Origin of the sequence: Streptomyces sp. NRRL S-1022, assembly GCF_000720135.1 — a bacterium.
Taxonomy (GTDB): domain Bacteria; phylum Actinomycetota; class Actinomycetes; order Streptomycetales; family Streptomycetaceae; genus Streptomyces.
In genome coordinates this window covers 182,492-201,863 of sequence record NZ_JOIU01000006.1, presented here as the reverse complement: position 1 = coordinate 201,863, position 19,372 = coordinate 182,492, and the positions used below count along the sequence as shown (strand labels likewise).

Sequence of the window (19,372 nt, the reverse complement as noted above, 5' to 3'; positions counted from 1 at the left end):
TGCGCGGCTCCCGGCCCGGAGCGGGACGGGACCTCCGTGGGCGCCGCGGCCCACGGACGGAAGGGTCGTCGGCGGTGCCACGGCGGGTGCGCCTCCCGGGCCGCTCGTGCGGCGGGCCCACGCGGACATGGCACTCCCCCTGGGACGAGGTCGGGTGATCTTGATTGGCAGCATGTCATCCGGGACGGCGGGGCGAGAGTCGGGAAGCTCCCGCACAGCCGTCAGGTCCCGGTGTCGGGTGCGGTGTCGGGGAGTTGCCGGGCTTGCCCCGGGCCGGCCAGCAGTTCCGCGACCTGTTCGTCGGACAACTCGGCCAGCCAGTCCAGGACTTCGCCCAGCTCCTCGCCGTCGGTCTGGGTCAGCTGCCGGGTCTGGATCAGGCCGGCCAGCCGCTCGATGGTCAGCGGGCCGCCGCTCAGCAGTTCCCCGACCGGCAGTTCCAGCCCGAAGTCGGCGCGGACGCGTACGGCGAGCCGGGTGGCCAGCAGCGAGTGGCCGCCGAGGGCGAAGAAGTCGTCGGTCACGGACGGTTCCCCGATGCCGAGCACCTCGCTCCAGATGACGGCCAGCGAGCGTTCCACGGCGTCCCGGGGGGCGGTCCGGGCGGGTGCACCGGGCCGGCCGGCCGGCTCGTGGGCCGCGGGTTCGGGCAGCGCGGCCGGGTCCAGTTTGCCGTGCGGACCGACCGGCAGCCGGTCGAGCAGGTACACGGCGTCGGGCAGCAGTCCGGGCGGCAGCCGTTCGGCCAGGAAGGCGCGCAGGCCGTCGGGGCCGGGTGACGCGGCGGTGCCGGCCACCGCCCAGGCCAGCAGACGGGGCCGGCCGTCCGGACCGGGGCGGGCCGCCACCACGGCGGCGCGGACGGCCGGGTGGCGGCCGAGGACGGTCTCGATCTCCGCGGCCTCCACCCGCTGTCCGCGGATCTTGAACTGCCGGTCGGTCCGGCCCAGGAACTCCAGGCTGCCGTCGGGCAGGAGGCGCCCGCGGTCGCCGGTGCGGTACAGCCGGGCACCGGGGACGAAGGGGTGCGGGACGAACTTCTCCGCGGTGAGCGCCGGCTGCCCGAGGTAGCCGCGGGCCGGTGCGAGGCCGCCGATGTACAGCTCGCCCGGCGCCATGGGCGGGGCGAGGTGTCCGGCGGAGTCCAGGACGTACACCTCGGTGCCGGCGATCGGCCGCCCGATCGGCAGGCGGGTCCGGCCGGCCGGGGGCAGCGGGACCGGGTGGGCGGTGACGTCGATGGCCGCCTCGGCGGGTCCGTACAGGTTGTGCAGCTCCACTCCGGGCAGGACGCGGGCGAAGCGCTCGGCGAGGGCGGGCGGCAGTTCCTCGCCGCTGCACACCACCCGGCGCAGCACGGGCGCGCAGGCCGCCACCTGGGGTTCCGCCAGGAAGGCGTCGAGCATGGACGGCACGAAGTGGCAGGTGGTGACGGCGTGCCGGGTGATCAGGCGGGCGAGGTAGGCGGGGTCGCGGTGGCCCTCGGGCCGGGCCAGGACCACGGTGGCGCCGGTGGTCAGCGGAGCCAGGAGTTCCCAGCCGGCTACGTCGAAACTCACGGGTGTCTTGTGCAGCACGGCCTCGCCTGGGCGCAGCCCGTACTCCTGGTGCACCCATGCCAGCCGGTTGGCGAGGGCGGCGTGCGTGGTCATGACGGCCTTGGGTTCGCCGGTGGAGCCCGAGGTGTGCAGGATGTTGGCCAGGTGTGCGGGGTGTACCAGCGGTTCGGGGTGCGGCGGTGCAGGGTGCGGCGGGTCCGGGGCCGTGGCCGGCCCGGCGGTGGGCCCGGCGGCGGGTACGGCGTCGAGCACGGCCGGTGCGGTGGCGGTGCCGTCGAGCCCGGACAGCACGCGTCGCGCCGTCTCCTGTGTGCCGATCAGAACCCGGGCGGAGGTGCCGGTGACCTGCCGGGCGAGCCGGGCCGGCGGGTGGGAGGGGTCGAGCGGCACGTAGGCGCCGCCGGCGACGAGCACCGCGCACACCGCGACGACCAGTTCCGGGGAGCGGGGCAGGCAGACGGCGACCGGCTGGTCCGGGCCCGTGCCGAGCGCGCCGAGCCGGGCGGCCAGCGCGTGCACGCGGGACATCAGCTCGCGGTAGGTGAGCACCCCTTCGTCCCAGACCACGGCCCGGACGTCCGGGAAGTCACCGGCGGCCCGGCGCAGGAGGTGGTGCACGACGCCGTGGTCCAGGGCGGCGGGACCGCCGTTGCAGACGGTGCGGACCCGCTCCTCGGTCTCGGCGGCCGTCAGCAGCGGCAGGCCGGCGACGGGGGCCGTGGGCCGGTCGAGCGCCGCGGCCAGCAGGTTCGGCAGGCCGTCCAGCAGGCCGGCGACGGTGGCCTCGTCGAAGAGGTCGGCGGCGTACACCGCGTGGCCCGCCAGCGAACCGTCCGGGCTCTCGCCCAGATGCACCGAGAGCTCGAACTGGGCGCCTGGTGAGGGGAGTTCGAACGGTTCGGCGCGGATACCCGCCGCCTCCCAGGGTTCGACGGGCAGGTTCTGGAGCACCAGCAGGGTGCGGACGACGGGGGCGCGGCTGCCGTCGGGCTGTCCGCCCAGGGCGCGGACGATGTCGTGGAACGCGTTCGCCGGGTGGCCGTGGACGGCCAGGCAGGCGGCACGGACCCGGTCGAGGACGGTGGTGAAGTCCACCGTGTCCACCGTGTCCGCCGGGCCTTCGCCGGGGGGCCGCAGGCTGACCCGGACCGGCACCGTGTCGGCCAGCAGGCCCACGTGTTCGGTGTCCTCGCCCCCGCCCCGGCCGGACACGACGGTGCCCACCACCAGGTCGTCCTGGCCGCTCCACCGGCCGAGCAGCACGCCGAAGGCCGCCATCAGGACCATGAACGGGGTGGCTCCGCGCTCGGCGGCGAGCGCCCGCAGCCGGCCGGCGAGGCCGGCGTCGATGCGGACCGGCAGCGCTCCCCCGCGCCAGGTCGGCAGGGCGGGGGCGGGGCGGTCGGTGGGCAGGGCGACCGGTCGGGCGGTGCCGATCCGGGCCCGCCAGAACGCGGCGTCGGCGTCGGTGAAGGCGGGGCGGGGCGCGGGGGGCCGGCCGGCCGCCGGAACCGGCGGGGTGCCGCCTGCCGTCAGCCGGCGGTAGCCGTCGGCGAGCCGGCGCAGCAGCAGGCCCAGGGACCAGCCGTCCAGCACGATGTGGTGGGCGGCGAGCCCGAGCATCCACCGGGTGGGCCCCAGCCGGACCAGCAGCACCCGCACGAGCGGCCCGGCGGCGAGGTCGAAGGGTTCGGCGGCGAGCCGGGCGAGGAGGTCACGGGCGCGTGCCGCGCGGCCGGGTTCCCGCGGCGGCCCGGACAGGTCCATCACGGTCGGCCGGTGGCTGTCGCCGGGCGGCCGGACCTCCACGGTGGGCAGGCCGTCGGGTCCGGCGGGGAACACCGAGCGCAGTGCGGGTGTCGTGGCGAGGAGGTGGGTGAGGCACTCCTGGAACACGCCGGCGTCCAGCGGTCCGGTGATGTCCAGTCCGCCCGCGATGTGGTAGGCGCCGCCGGCTCCCATCTGGTCCAGCAGCCACATCCGTTCCTGCGCGGCGGTCGGCCCCCAGGGACCGTCGGCGGCGGGCCGGACCGGCTCCTGCTGCGGGAGGCCGGCGAGGTCGCGCGGGGTGAGTCCGCCGAGCAGGGCGGCGAGGGTCACGGCGAGCTTGTGCTCCTCCCGCAGTGCCGCCAGCAGGCGCACGGCGCGCAGCGAGTCCAGGCCCTGGGCGACCAGCGGCACATCCGGGTCGAGGGCGGCCGGTGACGTCCCCAGTTCGGCCGCGGCGAGCCGGAGCAGGCCGTCCGGCGGCCCGCCGGCGACCGGGACGGCGCCGGCGGCCGGGGCTACGGCGATCGGGACGGCAGCGGCCGGGGCCGGGGCGGCCGGAGGTGCGGCCACGGGTACGAGGTCGCCGGCCAGCCAGCGGGTACGGCACTCCGCCCGGCGGATCTTGCCGCTGCTGGTCCGCGGGATCGCGCCGAGCCGCACCAGGACGACGTCGTCGACGCGCACCCCGTGCCCGTCGGCCACGCTCTCCCGGACCGCGGCGGTGATCCGGGAGACGGCGTCGGCGTCCAGCCGCCCGCGCACCTCGTGGACGAGGACGATCCGGCCCCCGGCGTCGTCGTCCACGGTGAACGCGGCACTGCGCGCGGGCTGGAGCGCGGGGTGCGCGGCCTCCGCGGTCTGTTCGAGGTCGGGAGCGTAGTGGTTGCGGCCCCGGACGATCATCAGGTCGTCGTTCCGGCCGGTGAGGAAGAGTTCCCCGTCGTGCCGGAAGCCCCGGTCCCCGGTGCGCAGGAAGACCCGGCCGGGGTGGCCCGCGGCCCGGGCGGCGAAGGTCTCGCGGGTCTGCCGGGGCCGCTGCCAGTAGCCGAGCGCCACCGTGGGTCCGCCGACCCACACCTCGCCCACCTCGTCGTCGGGCAGCGGGCGGCCCGAGGCGGGGTCGACGACCAGCAGGAGGTCCTCGTCCTCGGCGCGGCCGCAGCCGACGAGTTCACGGCTGTGCGGGCCGCCGGGCGCGACGACGGCCCGGCCCTCGTCCAGCGCGGTCCGCTCCACCCGCAGCCGGGCCGGTTCGGCGGACGGGCGGGTGCCGCCGCAGACGAAGAGGGTGGCCTCGGCGAGGCCGTAGCAGGGCACGAAGGCCGACCGGTCGAATCCGGTGCCCGCGAAGGTCTCGGCGAACCGGTCGAGCGTGGCGCCGCGCACCGGCTCCGCGCCGACCAGGGCGTGCCGCAGCGCCGACAGGTCCAGGGCGCGGCGGTCCTCGGGGGTGACCCGGCGGACCGCCTCACCGTAGGCGAAGTCGGGCGCGGCGGTGACGGTGGCGCGGGTCCGGGTCAGTTCGTGCAGCCAGCGTGCCGGACGGTACATGAAGGCCAGCGGGGACAGCAGGGTGCAGGGGAAGCCGGTGTGCAGCGGTTGCAGGATGCCGCCGATCAGCCCCATGTCGTGGTAAGGCGGCAGCCAGCTGACGGCCCGGCTGTCCTCGGTCAGGCCGAGGGCGCGCGCGATGACGGCCGAGTTGTGCACGAGGTTGCCGTGGCTGACCATGACCCCTTTGGGGCGGCCGGTGGAGCCGGAGGTGTACTGCAGGAACGCGAGGTCGTCCGGGGCGGGGCGGTGCTCGGTCCAGTCCTCGGCCCGGGCCGGGTCGACGTCGTCGCCGGCCGCCCAGTGCACCGTGCCGGCCGTGCCGAGTCCGTCCCGGGCGTCGGCCGGGCCGTCCAGGAACTCCCGGTCGGCCAGGGCGAGTTCGGCTCCGGCGTCGGCGATCACGGCGGCCAGCCGGTCCCGGCCGCGCGCTCCGGTGGGCGGGTAGACCGGCACGGCCACCGCTCCGGCGTACAGGCAGCCGAGGAAGGCGCCGACGTAGTCGGGCCCGGGCTGGTGGACGATCAGGACCCGGCCGCCCGGGGGGACGTGGTCCTGGACCAGCGCGGCGACGGCGCGGGCGCGCCGGTCGAGTCCGGCGTGGTCCAGGGGCAGGTAGGTGTCCTCGCCGAGCGCGAACTCCAGGGCCAGGCGGTGCGGTGCCGTCCCGGCCCGTTCGCGCAGCAGCTCCACGAAGCTGGTGCTCATCGGCCCTCCTCCGCCCGGGGCTCGCCGATCGGATGGCGCGCGGCGCGCTGGATGGGCACCGGTTTCGCCGCCGTGTCCGCCGCCCGGTCCAGGAGGGCGGCTACGGCGGCGACGGTGGGCGCCCGCAGCAGGGCGCCCACGGACACCTCGCCGCCGGGCAGGGCACGGAGTCGGCCGACGAGTTGGACGGCCAGCAGGGAGTGGCCGCCGAGGGCGAAGAAGTCGTCGTGGACACCGATCCGGTCGACGCCGAGCACCTCGCACCACACCCGTGCCACCGTCCGTTCGGTGGCGGTGCGCGGGGCCACGAAGCCGGTGGCCAGGGTCGGGCGCAGCCCGTCGGGTGCGGGCAGGGCGGAGCGGTCCAGTTTGCCGGTGCGTCCGAGCGGCCACTCCTGCAGCACGATCAGCGAGGCCGGCACCATGAAGTCGGGCAGCGTCCCGGCCAGGTGCTCGCGCAGGGCGGCGACGGCCAGGCGTTCGCGGGCCGCGCGCCGCGGCTCGTTGGTGTACGCGGACCAGGTGCCGGGGCTCTCGTCGGGGCCGGGGAGCCGGGCGGGGGCGGCCGGCGTCGCGGCGGGGTCCGGGAACTCCAGGTCCAGGGTGCCGGGTACGGCTCCGAGGTGCGGCACCATCGTGCGGCCGGCCGCGTGGGCGTGTTCGGCGAGGGCGGCCGGGTCGGCGGCCGGACCCTCGGGGGTGGCGGCCAGCGTGCGGCGCAGGTCGTCCACGGTCTCGTCGTCGCCGGCCGTGGCCAGCGCGCGGACCGCGCGCAGGTCCGCGCCCAGCCGGGCGTCGGGCACCCCGCGCCAGCCGAAGGGGTCCGGCTCGCGGTCGCCGGGCAGCGCGGCCGGTCCCGGCCAGGGCCGCCAGCCGGCGGGCGGGGCGGAGGGTGCCCCGGCGGGGCGGGGGGTGATGATCACGTCGTAGCGGAAGCGGGTCAGTTCGTTGCGGTACGGCGAGGTCTTGGCGAGGACGCCGACCGTGGCACCGGGGCCGGCGACCGCCTCGAACAGGGCGGGGTGCACGAGGAGTTCCTCCTCGCGTGCGGCCTGCCGGGCGACCAGCCGGCGCAGGGTGCGCACGGGTGTGTCGGGCGGCAGCCGGTGCAGCAGGACCGAGGTGTGCAGCGCGTCGAGCAGCCGGAGGTCGCGTACGTCCCCGAGGAACAGGCGGCCGCCCGGGGCGAGCAGCGACAGCGCGCCGCGTATCACGCGCACCAGGTAGTCCGCGTCGGGGAAGTACTGGACGACCGAGTTGAGGACCACCGTGTCGAAGCCGCCCGCGGGCAGGCCGGAGAAGTCGTCGGCGGCCCGGTGGGACAGCTCCACGCGGGTGCCGTCGAGCCGCTCGGTGTGGCGGCGCAGCCGGCCGACGACCTCGGCGGAGACGTCGGTGCCGTGGTAGAGCGCGCAGTGGGGGGCGATGCGGAACAGCAGCAGGCCGGTGCCGCAGCCGATCTCCAGCACCCGGCGTGGCCGCAGGGCGCAGATCCGGGCGACGGTCTCCTCGACCCAGGTCCGCATCTCGGCGTCGGGGATGGGTTCACCGGTGGCCGAGTCCACCCAGCCGACGGTGTCGAAGGCGGGGTCCTCGGGCCGGGAGCCCCGGTAGGTCTCGTCGAAGACGGTGCGCCACCGGTCGACGTGCTCGGCGTGCTCGGCGGCCTCGTCCTCGCGCGGGCCCGCCGCGTCCGCGCGCAGGCCGACGTAGGCGGCGAGCTGGAGGTCGCCGGCCGCGTCCCGGTACGGCTCGACCGCCGCCCGCTCGACGGCCGGGTGGGCGCCGAGCACCGCCTCGATCTCGCCGGGCTCGATGCGCTGGCCGCGGATCTTGAGCTGGGAGTCGAGCCGGCCGAGGAAGTCGAGGGTGCCGTCGGGCAGCCAGCGGGCCCGGTCCCCGGTGCGGTACAGGCGCCGGCCGGGTGCGAAGGGGTCGGGCAGGAAGCGCTGCGCGGTGAGCCCGGGACGTCCGCGGTACCCGCGGCCCACGGGGAGCCCGCCGAGGAACAGTTCGCCGGGCATGCCCGGCGGCACGGGACGCATCCGCTCGTCCAGGACGTGGGCCCGCGCGCCCGCGATCGGCGTGCCGATCGGCAGCCGGGCCCACGCCTCGGCGTCCAGGTCCTCGGGTACGGTCCACGCGGTCACGTCGATGGCCGCCTCGGTCGGGCCGTACAGGTTGTGCAGCGCCACCCCGGGCAGCGCCTCCCGGACGCGGGCCGCCAGGGCGGGCGGCAGGGCCTCTCCGCTGCACACGATCCGGCGCAGGGATCCGGCGCAGCCGGCCGCCGCGGGGTCGTCCAGGAAGATCCGCAGCATGGAGGGGACGAAGTGGCAGGTGGTCACGGCGTGGTCGCGGATCAGCCCGGCGATGACCGCGGGGTCGCGGCGCCCGTCCGCGTCGGCGACCACGACGCGGGCGCCCACGGCGAGCGGCCAGAGCCACTCCCAGACGGACACGTCGAAGCCGAGGGGGGTCTTGTGCAGCACCGCCTCGTCGGGCCGCAGCCGGTACTCCGCCTGCATCCACAGGATCCGGTTGACGACGGCCGCGTGCTCGTTCACGGCGCCCTTCGGCCGCCCGGTCGATCCGGAGGTGTAGAGGACGTAGGCGCTGTGGTGCGGCGAGACGGTGACGCCGGGCCGGGTGTGCGGGGCGTGCCGGACCGCGTCGTCCGTCACGCTCAGCACGGGCGGCGCCGCCGTCGTCCCGTCCTCCTGTGCGGCGGCCACCAGCCGGCGGGCCGTCGCGTCGGACTCGGTGAGCACCGTGTGGACCGCCGCGTCGGCGGCGAGCCGGGCCAGGCGCAGCGGGGGCAGCGCGGGGTCCAGCGGGAGGAAGGCCGCGCCCGCCTTGAGCGCCCCGAGCATCGCGGCGATCGCGTCCGCCGACCGCGGCAGGGCGATCCCGACCACGTCCTCGGGGCCCACGCCCCGCGCGCGCAGGCCGTGGGCGATGCGGTTGGCACGGCGGTCGAGTTCGGCGTAGCCGACGCCCACGCCGTCGTGCACCACGGCGGTGGCCGAGGGCCGCTCGTCCACCGTGCGTTCGAACAGCAGTGGCAGGCTCTGCCCGGCCACGTCGTGCGCCGGTGCGCGGCGCGCGTACCGCGCGACCAGGTCGCGGTCCGCGTCGCCGAGGACGTCCAGCTCCCGCACAGGGGTGTCCGGCCGGGCCGTGCCGTCGGTCAGCAGCAGCCGCAGCCCCCGGGCGAGCCGGGTGGCGGTGGACTCGTCGAACAGTTCCCGGGCGTACTCGATCCAGCCGGTGAGGCCGCCGTCCGGGGTGGGGGCCAGCTCCACCTCCAGTTCGAACTTGGCGGTGCCGGTCTGCACCGGCAGGACGGTCACGTCGAGGCCCGGGAGTTCGAGGCGGGGGCGGGGGGTGTTGTGCAGGACCAGCATGTGCCGGACCAGCGGCACGCGCGCTCCCGGGTCCCGCTCGGGCCGCAGCGCCTGCACGATCCGCTCGAACGGGACCTCCTGCCAGGCGTAGAGATCGGTGCAGCCTTCCCTGGCCCGGCCCACGAGCGTGCGCAGCGACGGGTCACCGCTCAAGTCCAGCCGCAGGGGCAGGGTGTTGACGAAGAAGCCGATGAGCGGCTCGATCTCGGTGCGGTCGCGGCCGGCCACCGCGCAGCCCAGCAGGACGTCCTCGGCCCGGCCGGCCCAGCGGGCGAGCAGCGCGGCGAACGCCGCCGACAGCACCATGAAGGGCGTGGCGCGTTCCTGGTCGGCGAGCCGCTTGATCCGGGTCACGAGGCCGGGGGGCAGCTCCAGGCCGGCCCAGCCGCCCGCGTACGACTCCTCCTTCCGCCTCGGCCGGTCGGTCACCAGGTCGAGCGGGGCGGCCCCGGCGAGCCGGTCCGTCCACTTCTCCAGCAGCTCGGCGTGGCGGGGCCGCTCGGTCAGCTCCCGCTGCCAGCGGGCGTAGTCGGCGTACTGCACGCTCAGTTCGGGCAGCGGTGAGGGCCGGCCCTGCCGGAACGCCGCGTACAGTGCGCCGAGTTCGCCGATGAGGACCCCGAGGGACCAGCCGTCGGCGGCGATGTGGTGCATGGACAGCTGCAGGAGGTGTTCGTCGGGGGCGAGCCGCAGCAGCGCGCAGCGCAGCATCCGGTCGCGGGCCAGGTCGAACGGGCGGGCGGCCTCCGCGGCGAGGTGCTCCCGAACGGCCTCGGCGCGCCGCTGCTCCGGCAGCGCGGACAGGTCCGTCTCGGGCAGGTCGACGGGCCCGGCCTCGTCGACGCGCGCCCAGGGTTCGTGCTCGCCGGGGAAGGTGGTGCGCAGCGACTCGTGCCGGCGCAGCACCTCGTCCAGGGCGCGGCGCAGCACGGGGATGTCGAGCGCTCCGCGCAGCCGTGCGACGCCGGTGATGGTGTAGAGCGACGAGCCCGGCCGGACCCGGTCGAAGAACCAGATCCGCTGCTGGGCGAAGGACAGCTCGGCGCGTTTCCGGTCGGCGGCGCCCGGTGCGGGCGCGGCCCGGCGCGGTTGCCCGGCCTGTCCGGCCTGTTCGTCGAGGAGTCGCTCCAGCAGCCTGCGCTGGTCGGCGGTGAGGCGGGCGCTCATTCGGCCAGGCTCCTTTTCACCTGTTCCTCGGACATGGCGCCCACCTGGAGCACCAGCCGGGCGACGCGGTCGGCGTCCACACCCTGCGCCCCGGCCGTCACCCGCAGGTGGGCGGCGAGGGCCGGCAGGGTGCTGGCGGCCAGGAAGCCGCGGATGGACAGGTCCACCCGGAACAGGTCGCGGATCCGGGAGACCGCCTGGGTCACCAGCAGGGAGTGGCCGCCCAGTTCGAAGAAGTCGTCGCCCGCCCCGACCCGGTCCACCTTCAGTACGTCGGCCCAGACGCCGGCCAGGACCTCCTCCAGCGGCCCGGCCGGCTCGACGTAGGCGACGGCCTCGGAGCGGACCGGGGCGGCGTCCGGGAGCGCGGAGCGGTCGAGCTTGCCGCTGGGCAGCAGCGGCAGCCGGTCCAGCAGGACGAACGCCGACGGCACCATGTGCTCCGGCAGCCGCTCTCGCAGGAAGCGGCGCAGCTCGCCGGAGCTGGGCGGCAGCGGTCCGCAGGCGGTGAGGTAGGCGACCAGGCGCTGGTCCAGGTCCTCGCCGCGCATCAGCACCACACCGCGTTCCACGTCCGGGTGGGCCGCGAGCGCGACCTCGATCTCGCCGGGCTCGATGCGCAGGCCGCGCAGTTTCACCTGGTGGTCCAGGCGACCGAGGAACTCCAGCTCGCCGGTCGCGCGCCAGCGGGCCGCGTCACCGGTGCGGTACAGCCGCCCGCCCGGTACGGCGCCGAACGGGTCGGGGACGAACCGCTGCGCGGTCAGGTCCGGCCGGCGCCAGTAGCCGCGGCGTACGGCGGCGCCGCCGACGAACAGTTCGCCGCGCACACCGGCCGGGACCGGTTCGCCGTGGGCGTCGAGGACGTAGACCCGCTGGTTGGGCAGCGGCCTGCCCCACGGGATGCTGCCCGGGACCGGTTCGGGCCGGCGCACCAGGTGGTAGAGGGTGCAGTACGACGTCTCGGTCATGCCCGCCAGGTTGTACAGGCGGACGCCGGGGACCAGGCCGGCCAGCCGGTCGGCGAGGGTCGGCGCGGGCCGGTCGCCGCCGAGCACGGCCAGTCGCAGCGCGCTGCCCGGCAGGCCGCCGTGCCCGCGGGCGTGGGCCACCAGCATCTCCAGCAGGGCGGGCGCGCTGCTCCACGCGGTCACGGCCGCGTCCCCGAGCAGCCGGCGCAGCCGCTCGGGGTCGGTGACGTCGTCGTCCCGGGGGACGACGACACAGCCGCCGGCCAGCAGCGGGCCGAAGATCTCGTACACGGACATGTCGTAGTTCAGCGAGGAGATCGCCAGCATCCGGTCGGAGGCGTCCAGGCCGAGGCAGCGGTTGAGGCCGAGGAGCGTGTTGACGACGCCGCCGTGCTCGTTGGCGGATCCCTTGGGCACGCCGGTGGAGCCGGAGGTGTAGATGACGTAGGCGAGGGTGCGTTCGGCGGCGAGGTCGGCCGGCGGGTCGGCCCGCCGCCCGGTGGCCTCCTCGGTCAGGACCAGCCGGGGGCCGGTGCCGCCGGCGGGCGGGTCGAGCAGGCCGCTCGCGGCGACGGCCGCGTCGGTGACGACGACGGGCACTCCCGAGTCGCGGACCATCAACTCGACGCGCTGCCGCGGGTAGCGGGGGTCGAGCGGCATGTAGCCCGCGCCCGCCTTGAGGATGGCGAGCAGGGCGACGACCATGTCCGCGGACTTCGGCAGGCAGACGCCCACCAGCTGTTCCGGGCCGGCGCCGAGGCCGCGCAGGACGTGCGCGAGCGCGTTGGCGCGTTCGACCAGGTCCCGGTAGGTGAGGCCGGCCTCGCCGCACACCACCGCGGGGGCGTCCGGGTGCCGCTCGGCCGTGCGGTCGATGAGGCGGTGCAGGCAGCCGGCGGTGTCGGCGGCGCTCGCGTCACCGTCGCCGGACAGCTCGTACAGGACGCGCTCGCGTTCCTCCGGGGAGAGCAGCGGCAGCCGGTCCACGGGCAGCTCGGGTTCCCGGGTGGCCGCCGTCAGCACCTGCACGAAGGCCTGCCCGACGGCGTCGGCCGTGGCGTCCGTGAACAGGTCGGTGCTGAACTCCACCCGGCCGCGCAGCCGTCCGTCCCGGGCGGCGACGAGGTCGAGGACGAGGTCGAACTTGCTGGACCGGCCGGTGAGCACCACGTCGAGCTGTTCGGCCTCGATGCCGTCGAGCGCCACCTCCTCGGCGGGTGTGTCGCGCAGCGCCAGCATCACCTGGACCAGCGGGACGGGGCCCTGGGAGCGGTCCGGGGCGAGCGCCTGGACCAGTTTGCCGAACGGCACTTCCTGGTGGGTGTAGGCGTCGGTGCAGGTCACCCGCACCTGTTCGAGCAGTGTGGCGAAGGACGGGGCGCCGAAGAGGTCCACGCGCAGCGGCAGCGTGTTGACGAAGAACCCGGCGAGCCGCTCCAGTTCGGGGTGGCTGCGGCCCGCCACGGGCGAGCCGATCACCAGGTCCCGCTGTCCGCTCCACCGGGACAGGACGACGGCGAACGCGGCGACCAGGACCATGTACGGGGTGACGCCCGTCCGCCCGGCCAGCTCGCCCACCTGCCGCCACAGCCCGGCGGGCACGGTGAACGGCACCGACGCGCCCCGCCAGGTCCGCTCAGCGGCGCCGGGCAGGTCGGCGGGCAGCTCCAGCACGGGCGCGTCCTTGAGCCGTTCCCGCCAGTAGGCGAGCTGTTCCTCCAGCAGCCCCTGGTCGAGCCAGGCGCGCTGCCAGACGGCGTAGTCGGCGTACTGCACGTCCGGTTCGGGCAGCCCGTGCGGCGTGCCGTGCCGGAAGGCGTCGTACAGCACCCCGATCTCGTGCTGGAGGACGTCCAGTGTCCAGCCGTCCGCGGCGATGTGGTGCAGGCTCAGCAGCAGCACGTGGTCGTCGTCGGCCAGGCGCAGCAGCCGGGCGCGCAGCATCAGGTCGCGGGTCAGGTCGAAGGGCCGGGCGGCTTCGGCGCGGCAGCACTCGGCGACGGCGGCCTCCCGGTCCTGGGGGGCGGCCGTGCCGAGTTCGGTGACGGGCAGGGGCACCGGGCGGGGCGGCCCGACGCGCTGTTCGGGTTTCCCGCCCTCGGCCGGGAACGTGGTCCGCAGCGCCTCGTGGCGGCGCACGATCTCGGTGAGCGCCCGGCCCAGCGCCGCCGTGTCCAGCGGTCCGCGCAGCCGCATCCCGCCCGGCATGACGTACGCGGTGCTCCCGGGGTCCGCCTGGTCGAGGAACCACAGCCGTTCCTGCGCGTAGGAGAGCGGGAACCGGGTCCCGGGGCCCGGACGGGGGCGGCGTACCGGGCGGTTGGCCGCGGTGCGGCGCCGGGCCAGTTCCAGGGTGAGCAGGGCGCGGCGTTCGGCCGACAGGGCGCCCGCGCGCTCCCTGGGGTCGTCCGTGGTGCTGCGGGGGTCAGCCATGTGCCACTCCTTCTGCCGCGAGCAGCCGGCCGCCCACGGCCGCGTCGGCGTCCTCGACCAGGGCGGTGAGCAACTCGTCCTGCGACTGCTGGGGAAAGAAGTGGCCGCCGGGGAAGGTCCGCACGGTGTGGCCCCCCGTGGTGCGGCCGGCCCAGCCCGCGACGGCCGGGTCCGCGTCGACGGTGGTGTCCCGCGCGCCGAGGTAGACGTGGACGGGGCAGTCGAGCGGCGGCAGGTCGCGCGGGGTGCGTCCGGCGACCAGGGCGAGGTCGGCGCGCACCAGGGGCAGTGTCTCGGCGAGGTAGCGCGGATCGTCGAGGAGCTCGGCGGTGGCGCCGCCCCAGGCCCGCAGCAGGCCGGTCAGGTCCGCGTCGGACACGGTGTCCAGGGCGGCGGGCAGCGGCCGGTCCGGCGGGTCGCCGGCGGCGGCGACCAGGGCGGCGGGCCGCCAGCCGCGCTCGGCGCGCAGCACCTGGGCGAGGTCGTGGGCGATGACCGCGCCCATGCTGTGGCCGTAGAGCACCACGGGCCGGCCCAGCAACGGCAGGACGTCGGCGGTCAGTTGCGCGCAGAGCGCGTCGAGGTCGGTGAGGGGTGGCTCGGCGGACCGGGCACCGTGTCCGGGCAGTTCCACGGCGGCGACGCCCAGGGCCGGCGGAAGCCGGTCGGACCAGCTCCGGAACTGGTGCGCGCCGCCGCCTCCGGGCGGCAGGCACAGCAGCCACATCCGGACCTCATCGCTCCTGTACCAGAGCCGCAACGAGTTCATGGGGCCAGGGTGTTGGCGCGCCCGGGCGCGGGAACAGTCGGGACATTCCCTTACCCCGGTGCCGCCAGGCCGGGTTCGGCGCGGTGGTCCTGGCGCTCGACGTGGTGCAGGGTCCGCACGGGGAGGGTCAGCAGGGGCAGCAGGGCGGCCACCATCACGGCGGGGGCGGCCCACAGGGTGGCGCGGGCGCCGACGCCGTCCACCAGCAGGCCGCCCGTCAGTGCTCCGACGGGGACCAGGGCGAACGTGACCAGCCGGAAAGCGGCGCTCACCCGGGCGTGCAGCGCGGGCGGGCTGGCCAGATGGCGGACGGTCGTGCTCACCACGCTCAGTGCGCCGGCGCCCGCCGAACCGGCGAACAGGCCCGCCGAGCACAGCGCCACCACGGTGGCGCGGCTGCCGGCCGCCGCGGGGACGAGCCAGAAGGCGGGCGCCGCGACCGCGGCCGCGGTCAGCGCCGCCCGGCCGTGGCCGAGCCGGCGGATCAGCGGCGGGGCGAGGAGCGTGCCGGCCGTGCCGCCGAGTCCGCCCCCGACGAGGACCAGGCCGTAGAGGCCGCCCAGGTGCTGGTCGCGGACCAGGTGGACGACGAGGGCGACGTTGACCGCCTGGGCACAGGCGTTGAACAGCGCGGCGTGGACGGCGATGCGGCGCAGCGGCGGATAGCCGAGGACGACGCGCAGCCCGGCGGTGAGTTCTCCGCGCAGCCGGCCTCCGGGCCGCGGCATCGGGCGGGACCGCTGGCGGTGGGTGATCCGGCCGAGCGCGGCGGCGCAGAACAGGTAGGTCAGGCAGTCGGCCAGCAGGGCGTCAGGGGCGCCGAACCGGGTGGTGAGCCAGACCGCGATGCCGGGCCCCGAGGTGACGGCGACCGCGAGACCCGCGTTGAGCCTGCTGTTGGCCGAGGCCAGCCGTTCGGCGGTGACGAGCTTCGGTAGCAGCGCGAACATCGCGATCTCCGAGGTCACGGTGGCCGCGCCGCCGAGGGCCGCGACCAGGTGGAGCTGGGCGAGACGGAGGGTTCCGGCCGCGGCGGCCAGCGGCACGGACAGCACGAGCAGGGCGCAGACGATGTTGACGGTGATCAGTACGCCGCGCAGCGGCCGGTGGTCCAGCCACAGTCCGGCGGGCAGCGGCACCAGCAGGAACGGGAGCGTGTACAGGGCCTGCAGCAGGCCGAGCTGGTCCCCCGGGGCGTGCAGTACGGACACGGCCGTGTAGGGCAGCGCGAACAGGGTGATCTGGGAGCCGAGCTGGGAGACGGCGTCGCCGGCCCACAGCCGCCGGAAGTCGCGTTCGCCGGGGCGGCTGCGCCCGCGGAACCGGGCTCGCCGCGCCTGGGGCCGGGTGTGCCGCACGTGCCGCAGCCCTCCCTCGTCCGGGGGCCGGGTGTGCCGCACGTGCCGCAGCCCTCCCTCGTCCGACCGGTCACCGAGCAGCTTCCGGCCCGGGGGCGGGCCGGGCCAGTCAGGAGAACTCCCGATTGGCGGGCCGGTGTCGCCCTGCCAGAGTCGGTCCATGACCTTGCGGACTGTGGCGTGTGGCGTGCACGGAGGCCCCCCGGCACCGACGGGATCCACGGGACTCTCGGGACCCGTGGGATCACCGCGGCCGGTGCCGGGGCATCCGGAGGCCCCGGTGCGAAGGCGTGGAGCGGGAGCGGGGCGGCCGGCCGCCGCCGCGGGCGGGCACGCGTCATGACGTACCGGCCGGAGCCCCGCGTCCCCGGCACGGGGGACGGCGCCTTTCCGCCCCGCCCGCTGCCGCCGGTCCTGCCCGCGGGCGACGGGACGGCGCCGGTGCTGTCCTTCGCCCAGCAGCGCATGTGGTTCGCCGAGCACCTGGCGCCGGACCGGCCCGTCTACAACGTCCCCGTGTCCGTCCGGCTGTCCGGTCCCCTCGACCACGAGGCGCTGCGGCGGGCCGTCAACCGGGTGATGGCCCGCCATGACGTGCTGCGCACCGTGTACCCCCTGGCCGGGGACCGGCCGGTCCCCCGGGTGCGCGAGCCGGCGCGGGCGGACCTGCCCGTGGTGGACCTGTCGGGGCTGCCCGCCGGCGGGGCACGGGAACAGGCGCTGCGCGACCTCGTGGACACCGAGTCGGAGCGGGTCTTCGACCTGGCGCGGGACGTACCGGTGCGCTGGCTGCTGGTCCGGCTCGGCGACGAGGACCACGCCCTGGTGGCGACGATGCACCACATCGCCGTCGACGGCTGGTCCGTCGACCTGCTGCTGGGCGAACTGGCCCTGCACTACGCCGGTCCCGCCCCGGACCCGGCGCGACCGCCCGCCCTGCCGCTGCGGTACGCCGACTACGCGGCCTGGCAGCAGGCCCAGTGGGAGGCGGGGGCGTTCGACGGGCAACTGGCCTTCTGGCGGGCACGCCTGGCGGACCTGACGACGCTCGACCTGCCGACCGACCGTCCGCGCGGCGCCGGCGGGCCGCCGCGGTACGGGCGGTTCACCACCGGTCTGGACGCCCCGCTCACCACCGCCCTGCGCAGGCTGGCGGCGGAGCGCGACGTCACGCTGTTCACCGTCGCCCTCGCCGCCTTCCACCTCACGCTGGGCAAGCTGGCGGGCCAGGACGACGTGGTCGTCGGCACGCCCGTCGCCGGCCGCTCGCGGATCGAGCTGGAAGAGATGGTGGGCTGCTTCGTCAACACCCTCGCCATCCGCGCCGACCTGTCGGGGGACCCCTCCTTCGCCGAGGTGCTCGGTGCCGTGCGAACCGGGCTGCTGGGCGCGCTCGGCCACCAGGACGTGCCGTTCGAACGCGTGGTGGAGGCGGTGTCGGGCGAGCGGGACCTGACCCGCACCCCGGTCTTCCAGGCCATGTTCACCTTCCAGGACGCGCCCGTGGCGACGCTCGACCTGGGCGGCCTGCGGATCACGCCGCTGGTCACCGACCGCGGTGTCGCCCCGCTCACCGACCTCGTGTGCACCCTGGCCCAGGACGGCGACCGGCTGTCGGCGCGCTTCGAGTACGACGCTGACCTGTTCGACGAGTCGACCGTGGCCGGCTTCGCCCGGTGCTACCTCCGGGTGCTGGAGCAGGTGAGCGCGGATCCGCTGCGGCCGCTGTCCGGCGTGGACCTGCTGGACGCCGCCGAGCGCCGGCGGGTGCTGACGGACTGGAACGACACCGGCCGTCCGCTGCCCGCCACCACCGTGCACGAGCAGATCGCCGAACGGGCCCGGCGCACCCCCGCGCTCGTCGCCGTCGAGGACGGCACCCGCCGGCTCGACTACGCCGCACTCGACGCGCAGGCCGGGGAACTCGCCCTGCGGCTGGCCGCGGAGGGAGTCGGTCCGGAGTCCGTCGTGGCCCTGGTCACCGAGCCCACCGCGGAGCTGGTGGTGGCCATGCTGGCCGTGCTCAAGGCGGGCGGTGCCTTCCTGCCCCTGGACCCGGGATACCCGCCGGCCCGGCTGCGCGGCGTGCTGGACCACGCACGGATCCGCTTGGTCCTCGCCGACGCCCCCTCGGCCCGGGCGCTCGACGGCGTGGTGGCCGGACCGTCCCTGCGGATCCTGGGCGCGTGGCCGGACGACCGGCCCGCCGCGCCCCGGGACCTGCCCGCAGCCGACCCGCAGGGCCTGGCCTGTGTGTTCTACACGTCCGGCAGCACGGGGACCCCCAAGGGAGTCGCCGTCACGCACGGCGCACTGGCCAACTACACTCGCGCCATGGTCGAAGGTTTACGGCTGACCGGCGGCGACCGCTTCCTGCAACTGGCCTCGATCGGCTTCGACGTCCTGCTGGAAGAGGTGTTCCCGGCGCTGGCCGCGGGAGCGACCGTGGTGATGCCCGGCCGGCCACTCCTCGCCACGGGGACGGACCTCACCCGGTTCGTGGAGTCCCACCGCATCACCTGCCTGGAACTCACCACGGCGTACTGGCACACGTGGGTGGACGACCTCACCGCGACCCGCCGGAGCCTGCCGCCGTCGCTGCGGCTGGTCGCGATGGGCGGGGAGCGGGTGCTCGCGGACCGGCTGGCGGCCTGGCGCGAACTCGGGGTCCCGCTGCTGCACGTCTACGGCCTGACCGAGGTGACCTGCACGTCCACCGTGCACCTCGTGGCGGGCCGGGACCCCGGGGACACCAGGGGGGCCACCGGAGGCGGCTCCGGTCTGCCGATCGGCAGACCCCTGGACAACACCCGCGTCTACCTCCTCGACCGCCATCTGCGTCCCGTGCCGGCGGGAGTGCCCGGCGAGCTGTACCTCGGCGGGGCGGGGCTCGCCCGCGGCTATCTGCACGAGCCGGCGCGCACCGCCGCCCGCTTCGTCCCCGACCCGTTCAGCGCGGTGCCGGGGGCGCGCATGTACCGCACCGGCGATCTCGCCCGCCACCGGCCCGACGGCAGCCTCGACTTCATCGGCCGCGTCGACAACCAGGTGAAACTGCGCGGCTTCCGGATCGAACCGGGCGAGGTGGAGGCCGCGTTGGCCGACCATCCGGCGGTGTCCGCCGCCGTGGCCGTGGTCCGCGAGGACAGGCCGGGCGACAAGCGGCTCGTGGGCTACGCCGCGCGGGCCGCGCACGCCGGCGGTGCCCCGGCCGACCCGGCGGAGCTGCGCTCCTTCGTCCGGGACCGGCTGCCCGCCTACATGGTGCCCTCCGCCGTCGTCGTCCTCGACGAGCTGCCCCTGACCGCCAACGGCAAGGTGGACCGGGCCGCGCTGCCCGCGCCGCGCCACGATGTCCCGGCCGCTCCGGCCGAGCCCCCGCGCACCCCGATGGAGGCGCGGATCGCCGCCGTCTGCGCCGAGTTGCTCCACCGGGACGGCATCGGCGTGCACGACGACTTCTTCGCCCTCGGGGGCCACTCCCTGCTGGCCACACAGCTCGTGACGCGGCTGCGCACGGAGTTCGCGGTGGACGTCTCGCTGCGCGGGTTCTTCGAGGCGCCGACCGTCGCCGGGCTGGCGGAGCAGATCCTCACCTTGCAGGCCGCCGCCCTGGAGGAGTCGGAACTCGACTCCCTGCTGGCCGAACTGACCGACGAGTGAACCGTCTTGCCCCGAC

At 76.2% G+C, this 19,372-nt stretch carries 6 protein-coding genes; 1 reads left to right on the top strand and 5 read right to left on the bottom strand.

The features are described 5' to 3' along the window. Positions 1-221: 221 nt before the first annotated feature. From IG05_RS0108910 to IG05_RS0108890, 5 genes are read right to left on the bottom strand one after another with little or no spacing between them, the layout of a single operon-like run. Positions 222-5,588 carry a non-ribosomal peptide synthetase gene (locus IG05_RS0108910; RefSeq protein ID WP_051789646.1) on the bottom strand — a complete coding sequence of 1,789 codons (5,367 nt, stop codon included), beginning with the start codon at positions 5,586-5,588 and terminating at the stop codon, positions 222-224. Then, positions 5,585-10,162, bottom strand: a complete 4,578-nt coding sequence (locus tag IG05_RS43615) for a non-ribosomal peptide synthetase (protein ID WP_051789643.1) — start codon at positions 10,160-10,162, stop codon at positions 5,585-5,587. Before IG05_RS43615 ends, IG05_RS0108910 begins: the two co-directional genes overlap by 4 nt. Continuing rightward, positions 10,159-13,566 (bottom strand): non-ribosomal peptide synthetase, encoded by a 3,408-nt coding sequence (locus IG05_RS0108900; protein WP_051789640.1) that lies wholly within the window; start codon positions 13,564-13,566, stop codon positions 10,159-10,161. Before IG05_RS0108900 ends, IG05_RS43615 begins: the two co-directional genes overlap by 4 nt. Next, positions 13,559-14,335, bottom strand: a complete 777-nt coding sequence (locus IG05_RS0108895; protein ID WP_063760070.1) for a thioesterase II family protein — start codon at positions 14,333-14,335, stop codon at positions 13,559-13,561. The genes IG05_RS0108900 and IG05_RS0108895 overlap by 8 nt, the downstream gene beginning before the upstream one ends. Before the next feature lie 50 nt (positions 14,336-14,385). Further along, positions 14,386-15,855, bottom strand: a complete 1,470-nt coding sequence (locus tag IG05_RS0108890; RefSeq protein WP_078893989.1) for an MFS transporter — start codon at positions 15,853-15,855, stop codon at positions 14,386-14,388. Between the two features lie 177 nt (positions 15,856-16,032). On the opposite strand from IG05_RS0108890, the gene IG05_RS0108885 reads away from it, so the two are divergent. Beyond that, positions 16,033-19,356, top strand: a complete 3,324-nt coding sequence (locus tag IG05_RS0108885; RefSeq protein WP_051789632.1) for a non-ribosomal peptide synthetase — start codon at positions 16,033-16,035, stop codon at positions 19,354-19,356. Positions 19,357-19,372 lie beyond the last annotated feature (16 nt).